Below are 21,518 nucleotides of genomic sequence, written 5' to 3' on the forward strand. Positions count from 1 at the left end.
ATTAAGATGAAATTTAAAAATATAGTTAAATGCTTGTTAGGTGTAATGGTAATTATACTTGCGCAAAGCTGTAAAAAAAGTACGTTAGATAATATTAAACCTACCGGTACGCCAACCAGCACCAATTTTTGGAAAAATGCCAGTGACGCCCAGGCAGCCGCGAATGGTTTATATGAAAAACAAAGCAACAGCGAGGATCTGTATGGCAGGGGTTTCTTTTGGTTTATAAACGCCAGCGACGATATGGTAGTTGGCCGTACATCTTCAGATAGGGAAAATATCAAGAATTTTATTTGTACCGGTAACGAAAGCAGTATTTATGCGCCATGGTCATTACACTTTGTGGTGATGAAAAGGGCAAATGATGTTATTGCTAACGTTCCGGCCATCAATATGGATCAGGCCACCAAAAACTTCATATTAGGGCAGGCTTATTTTGTGCACGCTGTAATGCACCTGGAAATTGCCGATCTGTATGGAACAGATAAACAAGGCGCGCCGGTTCAAAACCGGGCAAACCCAATTGCGTTCCCACTTCAGTTAGCGTCTGTAAAAGATAACTATGCCTATATAGAGGCCGACCTCAAAAAAGCCGCCTCGCTATTGCCGTATTTTGATAAACTGGCAGGTACAGATCGTGGCCGGGCGCATAAAACAGCTGCCTGGGCATACCTGGCTAAAACCTACCTGCACGCTAAGGATTATGCCAATGCCGAAAAATATGCCGATTCGGTTATTTCAAGTGGCAAACACGCTTTGCTAACCAATTATGCTGATGTGTTTAAAATCGCAAATAACTATAGCTCGGAGTATATATGGTCTGTTGCCAGCAGTTTAAACGGACAAAGCATATTGCCGGGAGCTATGTTGGAGAATAAAGGATGGGGCTTATATAACGGCTTTGGCTATTACCAGCCAACTAAAGAGTTGGTTGATGAGTTTGAAACCGGTGATAAAAGGCTGGCGACAACCATCCTTAAAAATGGCGATACTTTTCAATATTTTGGTCAAACCTATACTTACCCCATTGGTGGCAAAAGCAACAGCCTAACCGGTTACCAGTTTAATAAATACATGGAGCCATTTAGCTATTCAGGTGGCATACATATAAGCCCTAACGGCGATGAACCGTCAACTGATTTAAACGTGCCTTTGCTACGTTACGCCGAGATATTGCTGATAAAAACCGAGGCACAAATTATGCAGGGTAAAAATGGCGATGCAGCTTTAAACCAGGTACGTGTAAGGGCTGGTTTACCCGCGAAATCAGGCGTTACCATGGCCGATTTGAAACATGAGCGCCGCGTTGAGCTGGCCGGTGAGTGGAGCGATCGTAATTTTGACCTTGTGCGCTGGGGCGATGCACAGGCAACTTATGCAAAACCCTTACACGGCGCCAACGGTTCGCAAGTGTGGAAAGCGCGCAACTTTGATCCGGCAAGGGATAATGTATGGCCCATTCCGCCTAAAGATATCCAGATAAGCCAGGGCCAGTTGAAACAAAATGCGGGCTGGTAATTAAATTTATACCTTTAAAACCGGGCAGCGCCCGGTTTTTTACATTACAATAAAAATGAAAAACAGTACTGCAATTATTTTACTTACCGCTATGCTGCTCAACATCAGCATGGCAGGCACTGCCCAAATTAAGGCATATACGGTAGCCGATGCCCACTCGCATAACGATTATAAAAACAATATTCCTTTTTACCGTGCATATGAAAAAGGTTTCGGATCTATAGAAGCCGATGTTTATGCGGTTAACGGGCAGTTAATGGTTGCCCATGATAAAAAGGAGATTAGCCCCGGCCGGTCGTTAAAAATTTTATACCTCGATCTCTTAATTGAAAAGTTCAGCCGCGATCAGCAACGGCATTTAAGACTGCTTATTGAAATTAAAGAAGATTATAAAGCTGTACTGCCACTGGTGATAAAAGAACTTAAACCGCTTGCAAAGTATTTTTCATACGATGGACATACCGGCAGGTTATCTATAGTGATGACAGGCGCTGTTCCGCCTGCTGCAGAAATGGTTAACTACCCGGCCTGGATGTCATTTGATGTTGACCATTTGGATGGTTTTACTACTGCACAATGGAAAAAGGTAGGCATGGTAAGTTTCCCCATCAGTAAATATGTTCATTGGAACGGTAAAGGCGTTTTAAACCCGGAGGAGATAAGCAGGGTAAAAGGCGGGATAGACAGTGTTCATAACGCTGGTAAAATGATACGCTTTTGGGAAACGCCAGATACCAAAAGCAGTTGGCTGGCCATGATGCGCCTGGGAGTTGATGTAATTGGTGCCGATAAGATTGAAGAGTTTGGCGATTTTTTGAATAAAAAAGAAAGAGCTGAATATACAGCCCCACAGCCATATGCGGTATATCACCCCACTTATAAATCAGATGGTGAAGTAAAAAAGGTTAAGAACATCATTTTATGCATCGGCGATGGTATGGGTTTATCGCAAATATATGCTACCTATACCGCCAACCGGGGGCAGCTTAATATATTCCAGATGCTGAATATCGGCTTTTCTATTACCTACTCGGCCGATGCTTATATTACTGATTCGGCGGCAGGCGCTACTGCCTTTGCCTCGGGACAAAAAACAAATGACAGGGCTGTAGGTGTTGATCCGGCTGGTAAACCATTGCGCTCACTGGCAGATTATGGTGCCGATGCCGGTAAAAAAACAGCTGATATTGTAGTATGTGAATTAACAGATGCCACACCAGCTGCATTTTATGCGCATGAATTTGAAAGGAGTAATGCAACTGCTATTGCAAATCAGATAGTTTCTTCACCTGTTGATATATTTTTAGGCTCGGCCTATAAGGATTTTACTCACCCCGTAAACGGCCAAACACCGATTGATAAAATGAAACAACGGGGGTATACCGTCATTCGTAATTTTGATGATTTTTTAAGTACGCCAGCTACAAAAATCCTTGCTTTAATGGATGATAGCGTAACCAGGCCCAAAATGGATGGCCGGGGAAACTATTTGCCGCTAGCATTTAAGAAGGTAACCCAAGCCTTTAAAAATGCACCAAATGGATTTTTTATGATGATAGAAGGATCGCAGATTGACCATGGGGGCCATAGCAATAACCTTAAGCAGGTAATTACCGAAAACAGCGACTTTGACCGTGTAGTTGGCGATGCTCTACGCTTTGCCGATGAGGATGGCGAAACACTGGTTATTGTTACTGCCGATCACGAAACAGGCGGCTTATCATTATTGGATGGTAATATTAATAAAGGCTATGTTTGGGGTGATTTTAGTACAAACGATCATACCGGCACGCCTGTGCCTGTATTTACTTACGGCCCGCATTCGCTTGATTTCAGAGGCGTTTTTAACAATACCGATATTTTTAACAAAATAAAATCCTTGCTAAATAAGTGATTAACCATTGATTTGTTGGTCACCAAAAAAAGCCGTCTCATGAATAATCCTGAGGCGGCTTTATATATCGTATTGGAGTAATGGTCCTTATTACTGTTTTATCTAAACCGGCAAACAGCACTAAACAGTATCCATTGCGGTTTTATTATCACCTTCATTAGCAATAGCATCTTTTACAGCAGTATTTTCACAGGCATACCCAAACAAGCATCTGTCTTTTATCATGGTAGCAACCTCGGCTGGTACAAATTCTTCCCACCCGCTTACACCCTGTTTTATGAGTTGTAATACTTTATCTGTTTCTACATGGAGGTTATTTTCGTTATAATGCCTGATATCTTCTATTTTGTTATTGGCTATCAGGTAACGGTACAGATCCATGAGGTGAGGAGGTGGATTAAACTTAAGGCAATTCCAGATAACCCCATTACGCAAAGTGGGGTAAATGAATAGTTTTACCTTGCGGCTGAATAAGGTGGCAAACGATTCCAGAATACCACCCGGAAGGTCCTGGTAATGTTCTTCAGAAAAAACATATTCCAGGTTGGGGTAGCCCAAAACCACGCCCATCTTCAATTTAGTGATCTTTGACAGGTAGGCCACTAATTTATAATATTCATGAAAATTGGAGATCATTACCGTTTGCCCAAGCGAACATAGAATATCCACCCGATCAAGGAAATCTTTTTCATCAATTTCCGCAGTTAGGTCGGCGTTCCTTTCTTTTAATGATTGCAAGGTAAGTTCGGTAACTACCACAACATTTTCCTTGTCAACATCGGGTTCCTGCATAAATTGTTTAACACCCGTATTGAGCATATCTAAATGCACATTAATGATTGGGCGGAAACGTCCGCGTATCACCACGATATGCTTCTTATACAAAACTTCAGAAGGCTGCAGGTTTTTACCGTTGGGGCTAAAAACGGCCGCATCCGAAAAACCATATTTTACCAGGTGTAAACTCATCAGGCGGTTATCTACCTTAGTAAAGTCGGGTCCTTCAAAACGGATCATATCTATCTGGATCCGGTCTCTGGATAGGTTATCCATTAATGAAAGCAAAAACACAGGAGCGATCTCATTGTAATAAAAACAGGCATACATGAGGTTTACTCCCAATATCCCTACTGCCTGTTGCTGCAAATTATTATCATTATCTAATAATTTTACATGTAGCACTACATCGTTAAACGCTCCATTCGGCTCCAGCTGAAAACGCACGCCCATCCAGCCATGCCCATCATTTGTTTTGTTATAATTAAGCGCCGATACCGTATCAGAAAAGGCAAAGAACGTTGTAGTATCCCCGCGCTGCTTGGCCAGGCGTTCTATTAACAGACCATACTCATGATCAAGCATCGAAATCAGGCGCGATTCACTTACGTAACGGCGTACCTGCTGCACTCCATAGATAGCATCAGAAAAAGTCATATCATAAGCCGACATGGTTTTGGCAATGGTGCCCGATGATGCACCAGCCTTGAAAAAATTGGCGGCTACATCTTGTCCGGCGCCAATTTCGGCAAACGAGCCATAAATTGAGGGGTCGAGATTAATGGCAAGCGCTTTTTGTTTTGTTCCAATATCTTTATTATGAATACTATTCATGCACTTTTTATTTGTTATTAACTATGCCCAAAATCACGAAGCGATAAGACGATATAAAATTACGATTTTTTAGGTAATAGGTAGCTAAATATTAGGAAAAAGGCAAGGAAACAGGTTTTATTTTTTAATAAAGGTATCAAATTAAGCTTTCGGGTTGCTTACTTATCAACAAATCTTAATAAAGTAAATACATTAGAAAAAGAATGTGGAGCAGGTATTACGATCGGTGAAATACTTAATTATTCTTTCTTATCCGGCTGATTTTTTTATCCTCATTTCACCTGCTTTTTATAACTTACCGCTTTATATATAAAACGTACATGCTGAAAAGCGTAACCTTAGTCCACTATAAACTTTGTAAATGTTATAAATTAAAGGTAATGAGCCGGTTCATTACTGTAATAACAGTTTTGTTTATTTTTTTATTAGTACCTGCCGGTTTGCTGGCCGAAGGTAGTAAGGAACTAAATTCAAACGGTGGCAGCCGGGCCTACCTGTTTTCGAGCAATACTACAAACAATGCATCATTCCCTTTCCCAACTTTAGGTACTATGAAGGTGTATGTAAAGGTTGGCGAAAGTATTTATGCAGGCTCAAGTGCCCAGGGAATTAATTCAGGTTCCATCAGCCTGCGCGCACCCGACGGCGCCACTTATACCAGCGAGGCTGCAGGAAACAATGGCCTTATCCTCAATCGCGCACAAGAAATGGCCGGGCCTCTGCCCAATAAGGGCGGTTATACACCGTTTATTAAAATTGTTCAGGCAGGGCAGGAGGGGATCTGGGAAGTTGACTTTATTGCAGAAAACCCCGGCTTCGATCTTGGCGGAAACCCACCCACCGTGCCCGCTAATGCTAATTGGATCCAACCAACTGCCGAGTATATAGCTGCCTTTGACGTATCTGTACGTAATACTACTAACACAGGCTTTATAAGCGGCAGAGTTTATACACAGGTTTTTTCGGGCATATTGGGTACGTTCAATGTGGGGTTTAATGGCATATTTCATATTTTAACCAGGGATGGATACCGGTATACACTCAACAATAATGGGCAGGCAGGCAACGGATTTACCTTTTTTGTAAACAATAAAGGTTTTAGGAATGCCGATGGTTTAGCATCTTATAAAAGTATCAACGGCCTTAGCGCCAATATTAATGTGCAGGATCCACGAGCGGCAGATACGCCAATAGATATTACGCAGAAAATATTTTTTAACACCCCGGCAGCTGATATGCCTGCCGTTGCCAATACACCAGGTTCTGCCACAACCTGGCTGTTAAATACACCTGTTGCACCTACAATAAGCAATGTGACTTTTACGGGGACAGAAGGAACCGCAGGAAAGGCTGGTACCAGCCCTTTAGGAGCCGATTTTACCTTTAATATTACCGGTAACGGCAGCTACATAATTGCCATTGATGTGAACCGCAATGGCCTGTACACCGATGCTATCGACCGGAAACTAACCGGCCAGGCCAATGCAGGCGCCAACCAGGTGCATTGGGATGGTTTGGATGGATTGGGCAACAAGGTAACGGCTAATACCGCCGCGCTTTATAAAGCCAATATAACTATAACTACAACAGCCGGGGAGGTACATTTCCCATTTTTTGACGTAGAGCGAAATGTGAACGGGTTGCTGCTCAGTCGTACCAATGGTACTTTTGCCCCCGATGATTCGCTTTATTGGGATGACACCCCCATAACCGTTGTAGGCACGCCATCAAACCCAATTAAAAATCTTACAGGCTTAAGCAGTGCCATAAACGGGCATAAATGGGGCACCAGCACAGCTATCCCTAATAATGATGCTGATTTTGGCAATAACAAATGCATTGATACCTGGAGCTATATTAAAAGTAAGCCTGTAAATACTGCCGTTAGTTTTGTGATGCAGGAGGCCGATCTTTCTGTAGAAAATATTTCTGCTATAACGGCTTGTTCGGGTCAGCCAGTTATATACAAGGTAACCGTAAAAAATAACGGGCCATCCGATATTAGTACAGCGCAGTTCGGCTTTAATTTTCCTGCCGAAATTAGTGGGCTATCGGTTAGCAGCGCAGCGACCACTGGGATATCTGCAGTAAATGGTGGTACAATTACGGCAAATGCTTATCACTCCAATGTCAACCTGGCCAATGGAGCGGTACGTACATTTACCATCACAGGGAAGGTGGCCTTAACTACAGGTGGCGATCTTACCGTTTCTGCGGGAATTTTGCGCCCGGCAGATGTAACCGATCCTGATGCTACCAACCCCGATGCAACGCCACCCGCCGACGCAGCTATTGAGTGCGAGGTGATGCCCTCTGGTACGGGGTGTAACAATATTAAAACCAATACGGTTAATATTACCATTGGCCCGGATGCCGGTCCCGATCAAACGATATTGCAAAACGCGCAGGCTACAATGGCCGCTACGGGTATGGGTACCTGGACACAGGCTGGCAATGATGCGCTGGCAGCCACAATTACCAATCCGGCAAGCGCCGCCACTACTATAACCGGCTTAAATAGTTTGGGCTTGTTTCATTTCATTTATACCAACACCAGCGGATGCGCGGATACGGTAGTGCTGAAGGTTATATCAACTGATCTGGATATTCCCAACATCATCACTCCCAAAAATGATGGCAAAAATGATGCTTTTAAAATTGTGGGCCTTGAAAGCTATCCCGGTTCACAATTGCTGATCTTTAATCGCTGGGGTAATGAGGTTTACCGGGCTGATAATTATAAGAACGACTGGAACGGCAACGGCCTGGCCGAAGCCACCTACTATTATATCCTGAACAGGAAAGAACATACCGGCGAAATTATCCCGTTTAAGGGCTGGGTGTTTTTAAAATTAAGTAAATGATGAGTAGCTGTAAACTATATATGTTAATAACCGGCCTGGTTTTACTCGCAGTAAAATTGCAGGCCCAGCAAAGTATACAGTTTAGCCAGTATCTGTTTAATGGTTTGGCAGTAAACCCTGCTTACGCCGGTTATAAAGAGGATTGGACTGTTAACTTAAGCAGTCGCATTCAATGGGTGGGAATTAATGATGCACCCAAAACGGGTACGGTATCAGTTGATGGTTTAACAAACAGTACCAATCAAAATATTGGGTTAGGACTCATTGCCACGTTTGATAAATTGGGCCCCGAAAGCACTTCATCAATATATTTAAACTATGCCTACCGGTTGAGGCTGGATGAAGATGACACCAAACGGTTAAGCTTCGGGATTGGCTTCGGTGCCATACAATACCGGTTAGATGGTACTAAATTTAATGCCACGGATGATGGCGACGCCAATATACCTGCGGGAACCCAAAGTAATGTGACGCCCGATTTTCGTTTCGGGGTATACTATTACTCGCCAAAGGTTTATTTTGGTGCATCGGTATTTAATTTGTTATCGGGGCTGGGTAATGCGGTTGATCATTTGCAGCAATATAAACAGGCGCGAACGGTGTATTTAATGGGCGGCACCATGATTCCGCTGAGCCCTTTCATCGACCTTAAGCCTTCACTAATGATCAAGGAGGATTTTAAAGGGCCAACCAATATGGATGTAAGCAATTATGTGGTATTTAACAAGACGGTATGGCTGGGGGCGTCATATCGCACAGGGATTAACTTATGGAATAAAAGCAACCTGCAAAGCGGACTGGATAAAACCGATGCGGTGGCTGCCATAATACAATTTTATGCGAGTAATCATTTCAGGATAGGATATTCTTATGATTTTACAACCAGTAAGCTGGCCAGTTCGCAAAGCGGATCGCACGAACTATCGCTCAGTATCAGTTTCCCGGGCAAAAATCAAAGAGTTGTTAGTCCACGATATTTTTAGGCAGATGAAGAAGTTTATATTGATCGGAATGTTTATGACTTTGCTTGCAAAGGTAGTTTGCGGGCAAGAGCAGCTATCCGTAAAGCAACAGGCCGATAAGTTTTTTGAACGCTATGAATATTTCAAAAGCCTGAAATTCTACCTGAAACTGACGGATCGCGGAAAACCAGGTGTGAAACTTGCAGAGCGTATTGCTACTTGCTACCGCTATATCAACCATTACCCGGAAGCTGAGGAATGGTATGCAAAAGCGTTAACAGATCCTAAAGCCGAAAAACTCAGTCATTATTTTTATGCCGAAGTATTGCTCAGGAATCAGAAATTTGATCAGGCCAAGCAACAATATAAACTTTACTTCGCAGATGACGACGGAGCATTAGCGCTAAAAATAGCCAATTGTGATTCGGCCATGGCGTGGATAAAACAGCCATCGCCATACAAAGTGAATAATGCCGGGAATGTAAACACGCCATATTCTGACTGGGGAGCAGCTTACGATGGCAAAACTGGGATTGTATTCACGTCCGACCGTGAAACCGGGGATGACAAAACGGATAACCGTACTGGCAATGGCTGGTTTAAATTATACGCATTCGATTTAAACACCAGGGAAACAAAGCAATTTTCTTTAGATCAGGGTAATAGCACGGAGTTTGAAGATGCATATCATGTTGGTCCGATGGTTTTGAACCATACAAGCGACACCGCCTACATTACGCTTACTACCGAAGTAATGGCTAAAAAATTACCAATAGATAAGCGTATCGGCAAAAACAGGCAAAGGCTTTATACACGCCGCCTGCAACTGGTAATGGCTGTAAAAAAGAATGAACGCTGGGTTATCTCGGGTAGTTTCTCTTACAATAATGTTCAAATGTATTCGGTTGGTAATGCTGCCTTATCCCGAGATGGCAAGCTGATCTATTTCAGTTCGGATATGCCCGGGGGTATGGGTAAAACCGACCTGTGGTATTGTGAAAAACTTGCAGATGGGTTATGGGGAAAGCCCGTGAATTGTGGCCAAACCATCAACAGCAAAGAGGAGGAAAACTTTCCTAATGTAGATGAAAATAACATTTTGTATTATGCATCCAGGGGCTTGCCTGGCATGGGCGGCTACGAAATTTATGCCGCGCATGGCGAAAAAGCTAATTGGGGTACGCCTCAAAACCTGAAGTCCCCTATTAACACTACCAGCGATGATTTTAATTTTATAACTAAGGATGGTCAAAGTGGCTACCTGTCATCAAATCGAGATAACGGCAAGGGCAGTGACGATATTTATACTTTTACCCTAACTAAGGATACTATACCAATAAAGCCGGTGGCCGAATCACCCAAGCCTGTTTTTGCAGTAACAAACCCCGATTTTTCGGTAAGAACTATTTATTACGACCTTGATAAATCATTCATCAGGCCCGATGCCGCTGCAGAACTGGATAAGCTGGCTGCTATTTTAAAGCAATATCCGACATTAAAAATTGCATTATCCTCCTACTGCGATTCAAGGGCATCCTATCAATATAACCTGGTGCTATCACAACGCCGGGCCAAAGCTGCAACGGATTACCTTGTTGCAAAAGGGATTTCTGTTTTGAGAATAACGGCCACAGGCTACAGCGAAACACACCTTGTAAACAAATGTGCAGAACATATAAATTGTGCCGAAACGGATCATCAGTTGAACAGGAGGACTGAGGTTGAAGTAATTTGGAAAGCTAATTAGCACCATGCTACTTATGGCCATAAAATGTTCAATACTGTTTAGTTTATTGAAATTTATAGGATAATATTGCCGTGCAATAAAAACGAAGATTTTATACATCGCATATTATGAATTGGGAAACATTATTATCCGCTAAACGGTGGGGGTATGAAGATAAATATATTGCAAGTCAGGCCGATGCGCGTTCTGAATTTCAGAGGGACTATGATCGTATTATATTTTCTTCTCCATTCAGGAGGCTGCAGAATAAAACCCAGGTATTCCCTTTGCCGGGAAGTATCTTTGTTCATAACCGGCTTACACATAGCCTGGAAGTAGCCAGTGTTGGCAAGTCATTAGGTCGCATATATTATAATAAATTAAAGGAAGAAGAGCCCGATCTGGATACCCGCCTGCCACTCATCAGTGAGATTGGCAACATTGTATCTGCGGCATGTTTGGCTCATGACCTTGGTAACCCGGCATTCGGGCATTCGGGCGAATCTGCTATATCTCATTACTTTACCGATGGTGACGGTATGCGTTTCCAAAAAAGCGTTACTGCTGAGCAATGGAGCGACCTGGTCAATTTTGAAGGTAATGCCAATGCGCTGCGTATTTTAACCCACCCTTATGCAGGCAAAGGATACGGCAGTTTTGCCCTTACCTATACCACCATTGCCGCTATTGCTAAATATCCGTGTGCTTCCATTGCTGGTGGCGATAAAACAAACATCTATACCAAAAAATATGGTTTTTTCCAGTCGGAACAGGCAGGGTTTGAAAAGATAGCGTCGGAGCTTCAGTTAAGTAAAGTGCAGGAATCGCCTTTGATGTATAAGCGCCATCCATTAGTATACCTGGTAGAAGCCGCCGATGATATTTGTTATAATATTATCGACCTGGAAGATGCGCATCGCTTAAAAATATTATCCTACCAGGATGTTGAAGATATAATGCTTCCATTATGCAACGATCCTAAAATGAAAGCCCGGCTGGAAGATATTGATGATACAGATGCTAAAGTAGCGTATTTACGTGCCCGGTCTATCAATACACTGATACAAGCCTGCTCTAAATTGTTTTATCAGGAGCAGCAAACTATTTTGGATGGAGATTTTAATTATTCACTGATTGATATGATAGATGAGCCGTTTCGCTCTATCATGAAAAACATCACAAAGCTATCGGTAAAAAAAATCTATAACTATTCGTCGGTTGTACAAATAGAGGTTGCAGGTTATAAGGTTATGGGAGGTATACTGGAGGAGTTTATTCCGGCCTATTTGCAAAATAGCTCCAAATACCATCAAAAACTGGTTGAATTGATCCCCAAACAATTCCTGACCAGCAAACAGGATGATTATTCAAAAATTCAAAGCGTGCTGGATTTTGTATCGGGGATGACAGACCTGTATGCGGTAGAGTTGTTCAGGAAGATCAAAGGCATATCTTTTCCGTCGATGAGTTAAAATCGGGGATTCTTTTTAGCAGCCTATACAACCCGGCAAATTGTTGGAGCGTTTTTTGTGATATACTACTTTAGTAAACTATTATTAATAAGGATACTAAGATTAGTAAACCGATTTATTATTAAAATAAATCGATTAAAGGTTTAGTAGTATAAATTCAATTTAATATATTACCCAATATTTGAAGTAAATAAAATAAGAGGGTGAAAAAAAAACTATCGATTGTTGATATAGCCAATGCGTTAAACGTATCAAAAACTACTATTTCGTTTATCCTGAACGGTCGCGCCCAGGAAAAACGGATCAGCAGCGAATTGGTTGAACGCGTAATGAAATATGTAACTGAAGTAGGGTATAAGCCCAATTCGCTTGCCAAAAGTTTACGTACAGGTAAATCAAATACCATAGGTTTAATGGTGGAGGATATTTCGAACCCTTTTTTTGCGAGCATAGCCAGGCTGATTGAAGACCGCGCCTACAAAAACGGCTACAAAATTATTTATTGCAGTACCGATAACGATACCCACAAAACCCGCGAACTGATAGATATGTTTAGGGACAGGCATGTGGATGGTTATATTATGGCTCCACCTGAAGGGATTGAGGAAGATATTGAATCGCTGCTAAAAGATGGTATGCCGGTGGTATTGTTTGACAGGCATTTACCTAAAGTAGATGCAGATTTTGTTGAGATAGATAATCTTTTTAGCGCATACAATGCTACACGTCACTTTATTGAGCAGGGATTTAAGAAAATCGCCTTCGTTACATTTTTTTCACCGCAAACACAAATGGTTGATCGTGTAAAGGGATATAGTGAGGCCATAAAAAGCGAAAACCTTGATGCTATAATAAAGGAGATTGCGTTTAACCACAACGACGAACTGATCATGGAGCCATTGCGTGATTTTTTAAAGGCGAACCAAAATCTTGATGCCATACTTTTTGGTAACAACCACATTGGTATCTGCTGCCTTAAGATCATGAAAGAGCTTAATATACAAGTCCCCGGCGATATAGCACTAATATCTTTTGATGATCATGATGTTTTTAAATTACACACTCCGCCTGTATCGGCCATAGCCCAGCCTGTAGAGGAAATTGCAGATAATGTGATAACCGTTTTACTAAATAAACTTAATGCACCATCGGCTCCGGAGAAATCAAGATCCATTATTTTAAAGACAGAATTGAAGATCAGGAGCTCGTCGATAAAAAAGTCTAATTAATTCCAGGAGTCACCTCCCTGTCAACAGACCGGATCCATGAACAAATTCAAGGATAGCAACTGCTTTTTAGGCATGAGGTAATCATATCTTAACTCAAATTACCCTTTCTTAATCGTTTCCTCCACAAAAAAAGATCATACATGCTAAAATATGGGTAATGATTGCTAAATTGTTAGCTCAATAATTTATAATACTGTATTACTTTTGAAAAAAATATTTAGTAATGATAACTTTTGACTGGAAAGGCGTATTCCCCGCGGTAACTACAAAGTTCACAGATAGTGACGAAATTGATTTTGATGCATTTGACATCAACTTAAATGCACAGCTTGAAGCCGGTGTTGACGGCTTTATTTTAGGCGGATCACTAGGCGAAGCCAGTGTGCTTAGCGACGATGAAAAGTTTTCGTTACTGGAGCATACCATTGCTTTTGTTAATGGTAAAGTGCCTGTAATACTGAACATTGCCGAGCAAACCACCAAAGCAGCTGTAGCCTGTGCTCAAAAAGCGTTTGATACCGGTGCAGATGGCTTGATGCTATTGCCGCCAATGCGTTACAATAGCGAGGAACGTGAAACTCTTGCCTACATTGGCGCGGTTGCTAAAAGCACGCAGTTGCCGATCATGATTTATAATAACCCGGTTGATTATAAGGTTGAAGTTACGCTGAACATGTTTGAGCAGTTAGCTGCTTTTGATAATATTAAGGCGGTAAAAGAATCAACCCGCGATGTATCAAATGTAACCCGGATGTTTAACCGTTTTGGTAACCGTTTTGCCGTATTTACAGGTGTCGATCCGCTGGCTATGGAAAGTTTAGTGATGGGTGCTGATGGCTGGGTTGCCGGTTTGGTTGATGCCTTCCCTAAAGAAACCGTTGCTATTTACCGTTTGGTAAAAGCCAACAGAATTGCAGAAGCTTTAGCTATCTACCGTTGGTTTTTACCTGTGCTTGAGCTTGATATCCACCCAAAATTAGTACAATATATAAAACTTGCCGAAGTTGCTACCGGTATTGGTACCGAAAATGTACGTGCTCCGCGTTTACCATTAATTGGCGAAGAGCGTGCTAAAGTGCAAAAGATCATCAATGACGCTTTAGCGGTACGCCCTGTATTGCCTGTAGGCAGCTGGGGAAAATTAAGCGAAGTTGAAGCTTAATATTTGATATCAAGTTAACCTATCTTAAAATTAAAGCTTGCAGTTAGCCTTTGGCTTTCTGCCTTAAGCTTTTGGTTTATATAATGAGTAGTAAAACATTTTTTTGTATAGATGCGCATACCTGCGGCAACCCGGTTAGACTGGTTGCCGGCGGCGGGCCAACGCTGAAGGGCGATAACATGAGCCAAAAGCGCCAGCACTTTTTAAAAGAATACGACTGGATTCGTACGGGGCTAATGTTTGAGCCAAAGGGGCATGATATGATGTCGGGCAGTATATTGTACCCACCTCATGATCCTGCAAATGATGTGGCCGTTTTATTTATAGAAACCAGCGGCTGCCTGCCTATGTGTGGGCATGGCACCATAGGCACTATCACCATTGCTATTGAAGAAGGCTTAATAACCCCCAGGGTACCCGGTATAGTGCGCATGGAAGCACCAGCAGGCCTTGTGTTGATAGAATATAAGCAGGAAGGTAAAAAGGTAACATCAGTAAAACTGAGGAATGTTGCAGCTTACCTTGCCGCAACAAATTTAGAGGTAGAGTGCCCCGACCTTGGAATGCTGACCATTGATGTATCTTACGGCGGTAATTATTACGCCATAGTTGATCCGCAGCCAAATTTTGCAGGTCTTGAAAATTACACTGCCGGGCAGTTGATAGCCTGGAGCCAGGTTTTGCGCAAGCGTATTAATGAAAAATATCAATTTGTTCATCCACAGGATCCTACTATCAATACCTGTACACATATCCTTTGGGCCGGTGCTACGTTATCGGAAGATGCTACCGCCCGTAACGCTGTTTTTTATGGCGATAAAGCTATTGACAGATCCCCTTGCGGTACGGGTACATCGGCCCGCATGGCACAGTGGTTTGCAAAAGGTAAACTGAAAGTTGGTGAGCCTTTTATTCACGAAAGCATCATCGGCAGTAAATTTACCGGCAGGGTTGAGGAAGTGGTGAAGATCAATGATATGGATGCTATTGTCCCCAGTGTGGAAGGTTGGGCCAAGGTATATGGCTACAACACTATTAAAATAGATGATGATGATCCATACGCGCACGGTTTCCAGGTTATATAGGGTTAATAAATAGATTAAGAAATAATAAATCCGTCATTGCGAGGTACGAAGCAATCCCCACATTACAGAGCAACCAACATGGCTGACCTGCTTATCGGGGATTGCTTCGTACCTCGCAATGACGGTGATGATTAAATTATACAATATTTAAGCTTTTGGCTTTATGCCTTTAGCTTTACGCTTCAAAAAAATATGGCAAAAGTGCTGATCATTGGTGGTGGGATAGTTGGTTTAAGTTCGGCTTATTATTTACATAAGGCCGGGCACCAGGTTACGGTGCTTGATAAAGGTGATATGACCGATAACTGCTCATACGGAAACGCGGGCATGATAGTGCCAAGTCATTTTATTCCGCTTGCTACCCCTGGTATGGTTACACAGGGAATCCGCTGGATGTTTAACAGCAAAAGCCCTTTTTATGTTAAGCCATCCCTCAACCCGCAATTAATTTCGTGGGGACTAAAATTTTTACAGAAAGCCAACGCCGGGCATGTGGAACGGTCGGCGGTACCATTAACCGAGCTTTCCTTATTAAGTAAGAAGCTTTATGAGGAATTGAGCAAAGAGCCAGGTTTTGATTTCGATTTGGTAGAGAAAGGCATCCTGATGTTTTATAAAACAGAAAAAGCCGGAGAGGAAGAAGCCCACATGGTCGAAAAGGGCAGAGAATTAGGTCTGGATATGGCAGTACTTAGTCCGGCTGAGTGTGTTAAGCTGCAGCCCAACCTTAAGCTTGATGTATTGGGCGCGGTGCATTACCGTTGCGATGCGCACCTATCGCCAAATAAGCTAATGGCTGCTTTGATAAAATACCTTAAAGGGGCAGGTGTAAACCTGGTTACTAATAAAGAAGTAACTAAAATTGAAACTACCGCAAGTAAGATAAGCGGCGTTTTATCGTTTGATGAAAAGTTTACTGCCGATGAATACATTGTTGCGGGTGGCTCATGGTCTCCGGCAATTGGCAAGTTATTGGGTATAAAAATATTGCTGATGCCTGGCAAGGGCTACTCATTTAATGTGAAGGAAGAAATTCCATCCATGCAGATCCCGGCCCTGCTGGCCGAGGCCCGTGTTGCCATAACGCCTATCAACGGCGGTTTACGTTACGGTGGCACCATGGAGCTGGATAAGATCAATAGCCGCATCAACATGAACCGGGTGAAGGGTATTGTAGAGTCGGTGCCAAAATATTTCCCTGATTTAAAACCAGCTGTTCCGGCCGAAAAAGATACCTGGTTTGGCTTCCGTCCATCATCTGCTGATGGCTTACCTTACATTGGCAGGAGTAATAAATTCAATAACCTCACCATCGCGACAGGGCATGGAATGATGGGGTTGAGCCTGGGAGCAGCGACCGGATTGCTGGCCCAGGAGATCATATCGGGTAAACCTACAACTATTAGTATTGGAGCTTTTGCGCCAGATAGGTCATAGTTTGTTTTTAAATAATAAGACATAAGTTACCGTCAATTGTGAATGGTAAAATTTCGCGAAACTCTGAAGGGGGAAATGACGTTTTAAAAGGTTTGTCATCCTGAACGAAGTGAAGGATCTATTTGCGGACTGTACAGGGCGAAGAAGCATGGCTAATAATAGATGCTTCACTTCGTTCAGCATGACAAATGGCTTTTTTGTAAACACATCATAGGTAGGCACGAAGCAATGACGATAATTTTGATACCGTCGATAAATACGGAATAACTAAAGCTGGGGTTAACGTCACAACGCCTCATCAACCAACTGCTTTAAAGCGTAATAACGATCATGCCTGCCCTCATTTTTAATATAAAAACACATCATGAATGCGGCATAATGCTTTTCGTTATTTATCCACGGAAAACTGCCAAATAAACCAGGGCTGCTTATGGCCGGTGTTTGGTTTTGTGATCCCGATGCTTTCAAAACCCATTCGCCAAAACCGTATCCGGCATTGCCGGCTTCCTCTGGAGCATAGGTTACCTTTACGGCAGAAGTAATTCGGTCAATCTGCATTTCGTTCACGCTTTTTTCAGTCAGAATTTGTTTACCGCTGTAAGTGCCCTTGTTTAGCATCATCACCAAAAAGTTCAAATAATCGGCAGGTGTACTCCATGCGCCTCCGGCCGGGAATGCTACGGGGCCTTTCCCAAAATCGGTATTAGTCATACCACATGGCCCGGCTATGCGTTCAGCAAACAGGGTTTCAAAATTTTTGCCGCTTATTTTTTCAATAACAGCCGCTGCCATCTGCAGGCCCACATTACTGTACCTGAACAGGGTTCCGGGTTTGCCTTCAATTGGCATCCCTGCAATGTTTTGAATGGATTCATCCATACTATGGATGTCTTTCATATCCTGCAGGCTTTCTTTTATTGGCGGGGCTTTAATGCCGGTTAGATGCGAAAGGCACTCACCGATAGTAATACCACCTTTGCCGCTTTTTGAAAGTACGGGCAGGTATTTGCCAACAGTATCAGTCAGTTTTAATTTGCCTTCATCTACAAAGGTCATTACCAGGGCTGCGCTAAGCCATTTGCTGCAGCTGGCAACTGGTATTTTGGTGTTAGGGTTGAAGCTATCAAGGTTTGGTGTTTTGCCCATTTTGCGGGCTATCATTTTGGTGGCAAATCTTTGCTTCATACTCATGTCTGTCTTTATGCCGGTATAAATTATTTTTCCTTCCTTATAAACCATTAATACAGACCGGCCACCCATTTTTTCGGTATTGTCTGTCAGCCATTGGTCTACCTTTTCAAAATGGTGCTGGGCTTTTGCTATCGTGACTACAAAAATAAAAAGTAGCAGCGTCAGTGTCTTTTTCATGATATCAGCATAAATTATAAATAAGCATAATGTAAAATGCGGTGCTTTAGGTTATTGGAATGATTTTAAGCTACAATGCCATTTTCTCGCAAAGCCAATACTATTCAGCAACAGGGCAATTAGTAACGAACTGTAAAACCATAACTGCTTCCCGGTTTTTTCCATCGGGCAAATCTACCTAAAGATAAACATCAGCTGGTGAAAATTAGAGGTGAAGCTGAAAATATCGGGGGTGAAGCCTCGCCCCGACCCTTTCCAAAGGAGAGGGAGATAAAAATAAGTTTAATAAATACAGGTAACTATGCAAAACAAAGTCCTTTCTTTGAAAAGGATTGGGGTGACTCTTCTTTTTTCCTACATAGCCATCTTTTTACAAAAGTCCCCTTAACTTATCGAAGCTTTTTAACATCTTTACGAATACAAAAAGTAAAAATTCATTAGCGATCTATGCAGCATTGGTTAGTAAAGTCAGAACCCGTAAAATATAGCTGGGAAAAATTTAATAAAGACGGCCGTACCTTTTGGGATGGCGTGCGTAACTACCAGGCCCGCAATAATTTAAAACTGATGCAGGAGGGCGACCTGGTACTGTTTTACCACAGTAATGATGGTAAGGAGGTGGTAGGTATAGCCAAAGTGGTAAAAGAATTTTACCAGGACCCCACTACCACGGATCCTAACTGGGTGGTGGTTGACCTATCGCCGGTTGAAGCGCTTAAAAAACCGGTAACGCTGGAGGTAATAAAAGCCGACGAGCAACTAAAAGATGTGGGCCTGGTACGCCAGGGCCGCTTATCTGTTATGGCGTTAAAACGCGAAGAGTTTGACAGGATCCTGGAACTGGGCAGTTAATTACCATGACATCAAAAATCAATAGCAGTATAAAAGCAGCAGTAATAACAATAGTGATGTTTTTGCCTCATGCTGTAATTGCGCAATCACCATTTGCGGGGCTCGAAAACCTGTTTCCCGTTCCGCAAAATTATGTGGTAAGGCATATTACAAAGCCACCGGTTATTGATGGGGATATTGATGATGCCGCATGGCAACAAGCTAAATGGACTGGCGACTTTGTGGATATTGAGGGCGATTTGAAACCCAAACCACCGCTGCAAACCAATGTTAAAATGCTTTGGGACGATAAATACCTGTATGTAGCCGCCAGTATAAATGACCCGCAGGTTTGGGGTACCTTAAAAAATCATGATGATATTGTATATCACGATAATGATTTTGAGCTGTTTATTGATCCTGCTACCACCACGCATACTTATTATGAGATTGAGGTAAATGCGTTGAACACCATTTTTGATTTATTTTTAAACAAACCTTACCGTAACGGCGGCGGCGGACTTATAGGATGGGATGCTAACGGCCTTCTATCGGCGGTAAAGGTGCAGGGTACCTTAAATAATACAGCCGATACCGATAAGGGATGGACGGTTGAAATGGCTATTCCTTTTAGTGCTATTACAGTGGGTTTCAGCTCCCGGATCCCTAAAAATGGAACCATATACCGGATCAATTTTTCGAGGGTGCAGTATGATACCAAAATTGTTGGTGGCCATAATGTAAAACTGAAAGATTCAACCGGGCGTGATCTGGCTGAACATAACTGGGCATGGTCATCACAGGGTGAGATTAATATGCACACTCCCGAGCATTGGGGTTACCTGTTGTTCAGTGAGCACGAGGCGGATGATGTGGTGTTTACCTTACCTTATGCCGAAGAACAAAAGAAATACCTGTGGCTGGTTTACTACCGCCAAAAATTGTGGTACAGGCAGCACCATGAATTTGCATCTTCACTTGGTAAATTGGGGGTAAAGGGTAAATACGATATTGCCGGGAACAGCAATAAGTTAAAATTGGAAGCTACCAAAAGCCAGTTTGAAGCTACTGTAACCGATAAAAAAACTAACATAACCTATACCATAAACCATGAAGGTTTCATACAACAATTAAAACCGATACGACCATGAATAAGCGCCAATTTTTAAAAGCCGGTTTATTGGCCGGCGTTGCCTCGCAGTTGCCTTTATTAAGTACTGCATCTGTGGTGAATACCCCTAACCCTAAGAAAAAAGTAAAGAAAAACTGGATCTGGATAAACCCCAGTCTGAAAGATACAGACGATGAGCTGAAGACTAACTATTCGGCATACAAGGCAAAAGGGATAACCGGGATATTTTTTGAGAACGATAGCGAAAGACATTTCCGCGCGGCCAAAGCTGCCGGAATGGAAGCCCATCGCTGGATATGGACCTTTAACCGGGCCGAGCTGCTTACCGAACACCCGGAGTGGTATAGCAAAAACCGTAACGGCGATTCATGCGCCGATAAACCGCCCTATGTAACATACTACCGTTGGCTCTGTCCATCGCGCCCCGAGGTACAGGATTACCTGACCAGTACGGTTGATAAGATTTTGGCGCTGGATTATGTTGACGGCATCCACCTGGATTACGTGCGTTATTGCGACGTGGTGTTGCCCGTAAATCTTTGGGATAAATACAAAATAGAGCAGACCAAAGAACTGCCCGAGTATGACTACTGTTATTGCGAGGTTTGCCAGGCCAAATTTAAGGAGCAGTATGGGCAGGAAGTTAAAGCCATCCAATACCCGGAAGCCAGCCTTTCCTGGCGCTTGTTCAGGTATGGTAATATTATCAGGGTGGTGAACAGCATTTCGGCAATAGCCAAACAACATAAAAAAGCAATTACAGCGGCCGTTTTTCCAACGCCTGAAGTTGCCCGCCGTAACGTACGGCAGGACTGGACAAACTTTCACCTTGATGGCGTATGCCCGATGATATACCATGGCTTTTATAAAGAAGGCGTAAGCTGGATAGGCGATGCCGTGGCCGAAGGTGTTCACTTTTTAGATGGTAAATTTCCGCTGTATGCCGGTTTGTATATCTCTGATTTTAAAAATGATGAAGAAGTGCGTTCCGGAATACAATATGCCTTGAAGAATGGCGCTGCCGGGATCTCATTTTTTGGGAAGGTAACGCCTACTATTTTGGATATCTTGCACGAGGAAATGAAAGGATAGATAGGCGGATTTCAGATTTCAAATGTGCAAATTTCAGATTTCAAATGTGCAGATGATTTTATAATACAAGTAGTATTAAGTTACCGTCATTGCTTAGTGCCTTGCAATGGCGGTAGTTGTATAGCTTAAGTGTGT

Annotated in this window: 15 protein-coding genes; 13 read left to right on the forward strand and 2 right to left on the reverse strand. The window is 42.7% G+C overall.

What is annotated here, in order from left to right; translation table 11 throughout:
- Positions 1 to 6 precede the first annotated feature (6 nt).
- Together AC1DQW_RS15830 and AC1DQW_RS15835 are read left to right on the forward strand one after the other, a co-directional pair.
- Positions 7 to 1,518, forward strand: coding sequence for a RagB/SusD family nutrient uptake outer membrane protein (locus tag AC1DQW_RS15830; protein WP_477454981.1), 1,512 nt, complete (start codon positions 7 to 9; stop codon positions 1,516 to 1,518).
- Between the two features lie 55 nt (positions 1,519 to 1,573).
- Positions 1,574 to 3,412: an alkaline phosphatase gene (locus AC1DQW_RS15835; RefSeq protein WP_477454982.1), complete on the forward strand. Its 1,839-nt coding sequence runs from the start codon at positions 1,574 to 1,576 to the stop codon at positions 3,410 to 3,412.
- Between the two features lie 120 nt (positions 3,413 to 3,532).
- Here AC1DQW_RS15835 and AC1DQW_RS15840 read toward each other — a convergent pair whose 3' ends face one another.
- Positions 3,533 to 5,023, reverse strand: coding sequence for a TonB-dependent receptor (locus AC1DQW_RS15840; protein ID WP_477454983.1), 1,491 nt, complete (start codon positions 5,021 to 5,023; stop codon positions 3,533 to 3,535).
- 380 nt (positions 5,024 to 5,403) lie between these two features.
- Here AC1DQW_RS15840 and AC1DQW_RS15845 point away from each other — a divergent pair, with 380 nt between their 5' ends.
- From AC1DQW_RS15845 to AC1DQW_RS15880, 8 genes are all read left to right on the forward strand, one after another.
- The gene (locus tag AC1DQW_RS15845; RefSeq protein ID WP_477454984.1) at positions 5,404 to 7,887 is read left to right on the forward strand and encodes a T9SS type B sorting domain-containing protein; all 2,484 of its coding nucleotides are present in this window, start codon (positions 5,404 to 5,406) and stop codon (positions 7,885 to 7,887) included.
- Positions 7,884 to 8,870, forward strand: a complete 987-nt coding sequence (locus AC1DQW_RS15850; RefSeq protein ID WP_477454985.1) for a PorP/SprF family type IX secretion system membrane protein — start codon at positions 7,884 to 7,886, stop codon at positions 8,868 to 8,870. The genes AC1DQW_RS15845 and AC1DQW_RS15850 overlap by 4 nt, the downstream gene beginning before the upstream one ends.
- A gap of 4 nt (positions 8,871 to 8,874) precedes the next feature.
- Complete coding sequence (locus tag AC1DQW_RS15855; RefSeq protein ID WP_477454986.1) at positions 8,875 to 10,596, forward strand: OmpA family protein; 1,722 nt, start codon at positions 8,875 to 8,877, stop codon at positions 10,594 to 10,596.
- A gap of 107 nt (positions 10,597 to 10,703) precedes the next feature.
- Positions 10,704 to 12,047 (forward strand): deoxyguanosinetriphosphate triphosphohydrolase, encoded by a 1,344-nt coding sequence (locus tag AC1DQW_RS15860; protein WP_477454987.1) that lies wholly within the window; start codon positions 10,704 to 10,706, stop codon positions 12,045 to 12,047.
- A gap of 203 nt (positions 12,048 to 12,250) precedes the next feature.
- Positions 12,251 to 13,276, forward strand: coding sequence for a LacI family DNA-binding transcriptional regulator (locus AC1DQW_RS15865; protein ID WP_477454988.1), 1,026 nt, complete (start codon positions 12,251 to 12,253; stop codon positions 13,274 to 13,276).
- Between the two features lie 223 nt (positions 13,277 to 13,499).
- Entirely contained in the window at positions 13,500 to 14,438 is a 939-nt protein-coding gene (locus tag AC1DQW_RS15870) for a dihydrodipicolinate synthase family protein (RefSeq protein ID WP_477401320.1), read from the forward strand.
- 83 nt (positions 14,439 to 14,521) lie between these two features.
- Positions 14,522 to 15,523: a 4-hydroxyproline epimerase gene (locus AC1DQW_RS15875; RefSeq protein ID WP_477454989.1), complete on the forward strand. Its 1,002-nt coding sequence runs from the start codon at positions 14,522 to 14,524 to the stop codon at positions 15,521 to 15,523.
- Positions 15,524 to 15,715: 192 nt separating this feature from the next.
- Entirely contained in the window at positions 15,716 to 16,960 is a 1,245-nt protein-coding gene (locus AC1DQW_RS15880) for an NAD(P)/FAD-dependent oxidoreductase (RefSeq protein ID WP_477454990.1), read from the forward strand.
- A 285-nt stretch (positions 16,961 to 17,245) separates the two neighbouring features.
- On the opposite strand, the gene AC1DQW_RS15885 is transcribed toward AC1DQW_RS15880, so the two are convergent.
- Positions 17,246 to 18,328, reverse strand: coding sequence for a serine hydrolase domain-containing protein (locus AC1DQW_RS15885; RefSeq protein WP_477454991.1), 1,083 nt, complete (start codon positions 18,326 to 18,328; stop codon positions 17,246 to 17,248).
- A gap of 447 nt (positions 18,329 to 18,775) precedes the next feature.
- Between AC1DQW_RS15885 and AC1DQW_RS15890 the strand changes: the two genes are divergently transcribed.
- The 3 genes from AC1DQW_RS15890 to AC1DQW_RS15900 are packed head-to-tail and all read left to right on the forward strand — an operon-like array spanning position 18,776 to position 21,383.
- The gene (locus AC1DQW_RS15890) at positions 18,776 to 19,180 is read left to right on the forward strand and encodes an EVE domain-containing protein (protein WP_477401334.1); all 405 of its coding nucleotides are present in this window, start codon (positions 18,776 to 18,778) and stop codon (positions 19,178 to 19,180) included.
- Positions 19,181 to 19,185: 5 nt separating this feature from the next.
- The gene (locus AC1DQW_RS15895) at positions 19,186 to 20,310 is read left to right on the forward strand and encodes a carbohydrate-binding family 9-like protein (protein WP_477454992.1); all 1,125 of its coding nucleotides are present in this window, start codon (positions 19,186 to 19,188) and stop codon (positions 20,308 to 20,310) included.
- Positions 20,307 to 21,383 (forward strand): family 10 glycosylhydrolase, encoded by a 1,077-nt coding sequence (locus tag AC1DQW_RS15900; protein ID WP_477454993.1) that lies wholly within the window; start codon positions 20,307 to 20,309, stop codon positions 21,381 to 21,383. Before AC1DQW_RS15895 ends, AC1DQW_RS15900 begins: the two co-directional genes overlap by 4 nt.
- Positions 21,384 to 21,518: the final 135 nt, after the last annotated feature.

Source organism: Mucilaginibacter sp. P5_A4, assembly GCF_056400605.1.

Coding starts and splice junctions, on each gene's coding strand:
- AC1DQW_RS15830 (WP_477454981.1), top strand. CDS start 7: ATGAAATTTAAAAATATAGTTAAATGCTTGTTAGGTGTAATGGTAATT.
- AC1DQW_RS15835 (WP_477454982.1), top strand. CDS start 1,574: ATGAAAAACAGTACTGCAATTATTTTACTTACCGCTATGCTGCTCAAC.
- AC1DQW_RS15840 (WP_477454983.1), bottom strand. CDS start 5,023: ATGAATAGTATTCATAATAAAGATATTGGAACAAAACAAAAAGCGCTT.
- AC1DQW_RS15845 (WP_477454984.1), top strand. CDS start 5,404: ATGAGCCGGTTCATTACTGTAATAACAGTTTTGTTTATTTTTTTATTA.
- AC1DQW_RS15850 (WP_477454985.1), top strand. CDS start 7,884: ATGATGAGTAGCTGTAAACTATATATGTTAATAACCGGCCTGGTTTTA.
- AC1DQW_RS15855 (WP_477454986.1), top strand. CDS start 8,875: ATGAAGAAGTTTATATTGATCGGAATGTTTATGACTTTGCTTGCAAAG.
- AC1DQW_RS15860 (WP_477454987.1), top strand. CDS start 10,704: ATGAATTGGGAAACATTATTATCCGCTAAACGGTGGGGGTATGAAGAT.
- AC1DQW_RS15870 (WP_477401320.1), top strand. CDS start 13,500: ATGATAACTTTTGACTGGAAAGGCGTATTCCCCGCGGTAACTACAAAG.
- AC1DQW_RS15875 (WP_477454989.1), top strand. CDS start 14,522: ATGAGTAGTAAAACATTTTTTTGTATAGATGCGCATACCTGCGGCAAC.
- AC1DQW_RS15880 (WP_477454990.1), top strand. CDS start 15,716: ATGGCAAAAGTGCTGATCATTGGTGGTGGGATAGTTGGTTTAAGTTCG.
- AC1DQW_RS15885 (WP_477454991.1), bottom strand. CDS start 18,328: ATGAAAAAGACACTGACGCTGCTACTTTTTATTTTTGTAGTCACGATA.
- AC1DQW_RS15890 (WP_477401334.1), top strand. CDS start 18,776: ATGCAGCATTGGTTAGTAAAGTCAGAACCCGTAAAATATAGCTGGGAA.
- AC1DQW_RS15895 (WP_477454992.1), top strand. CDS start 19,186: ATGACATCAAAAATCAATAGCAGTATAAAAGCAGCAGTAATAACAATA.
- AC1DQW_RS15900 (WP_477454993.1), top strand. CDS start 20,307: ATGAATAAGCGCCAATTTTTAAAAGCCGGTTTATTGGCCGGCGTTGCC.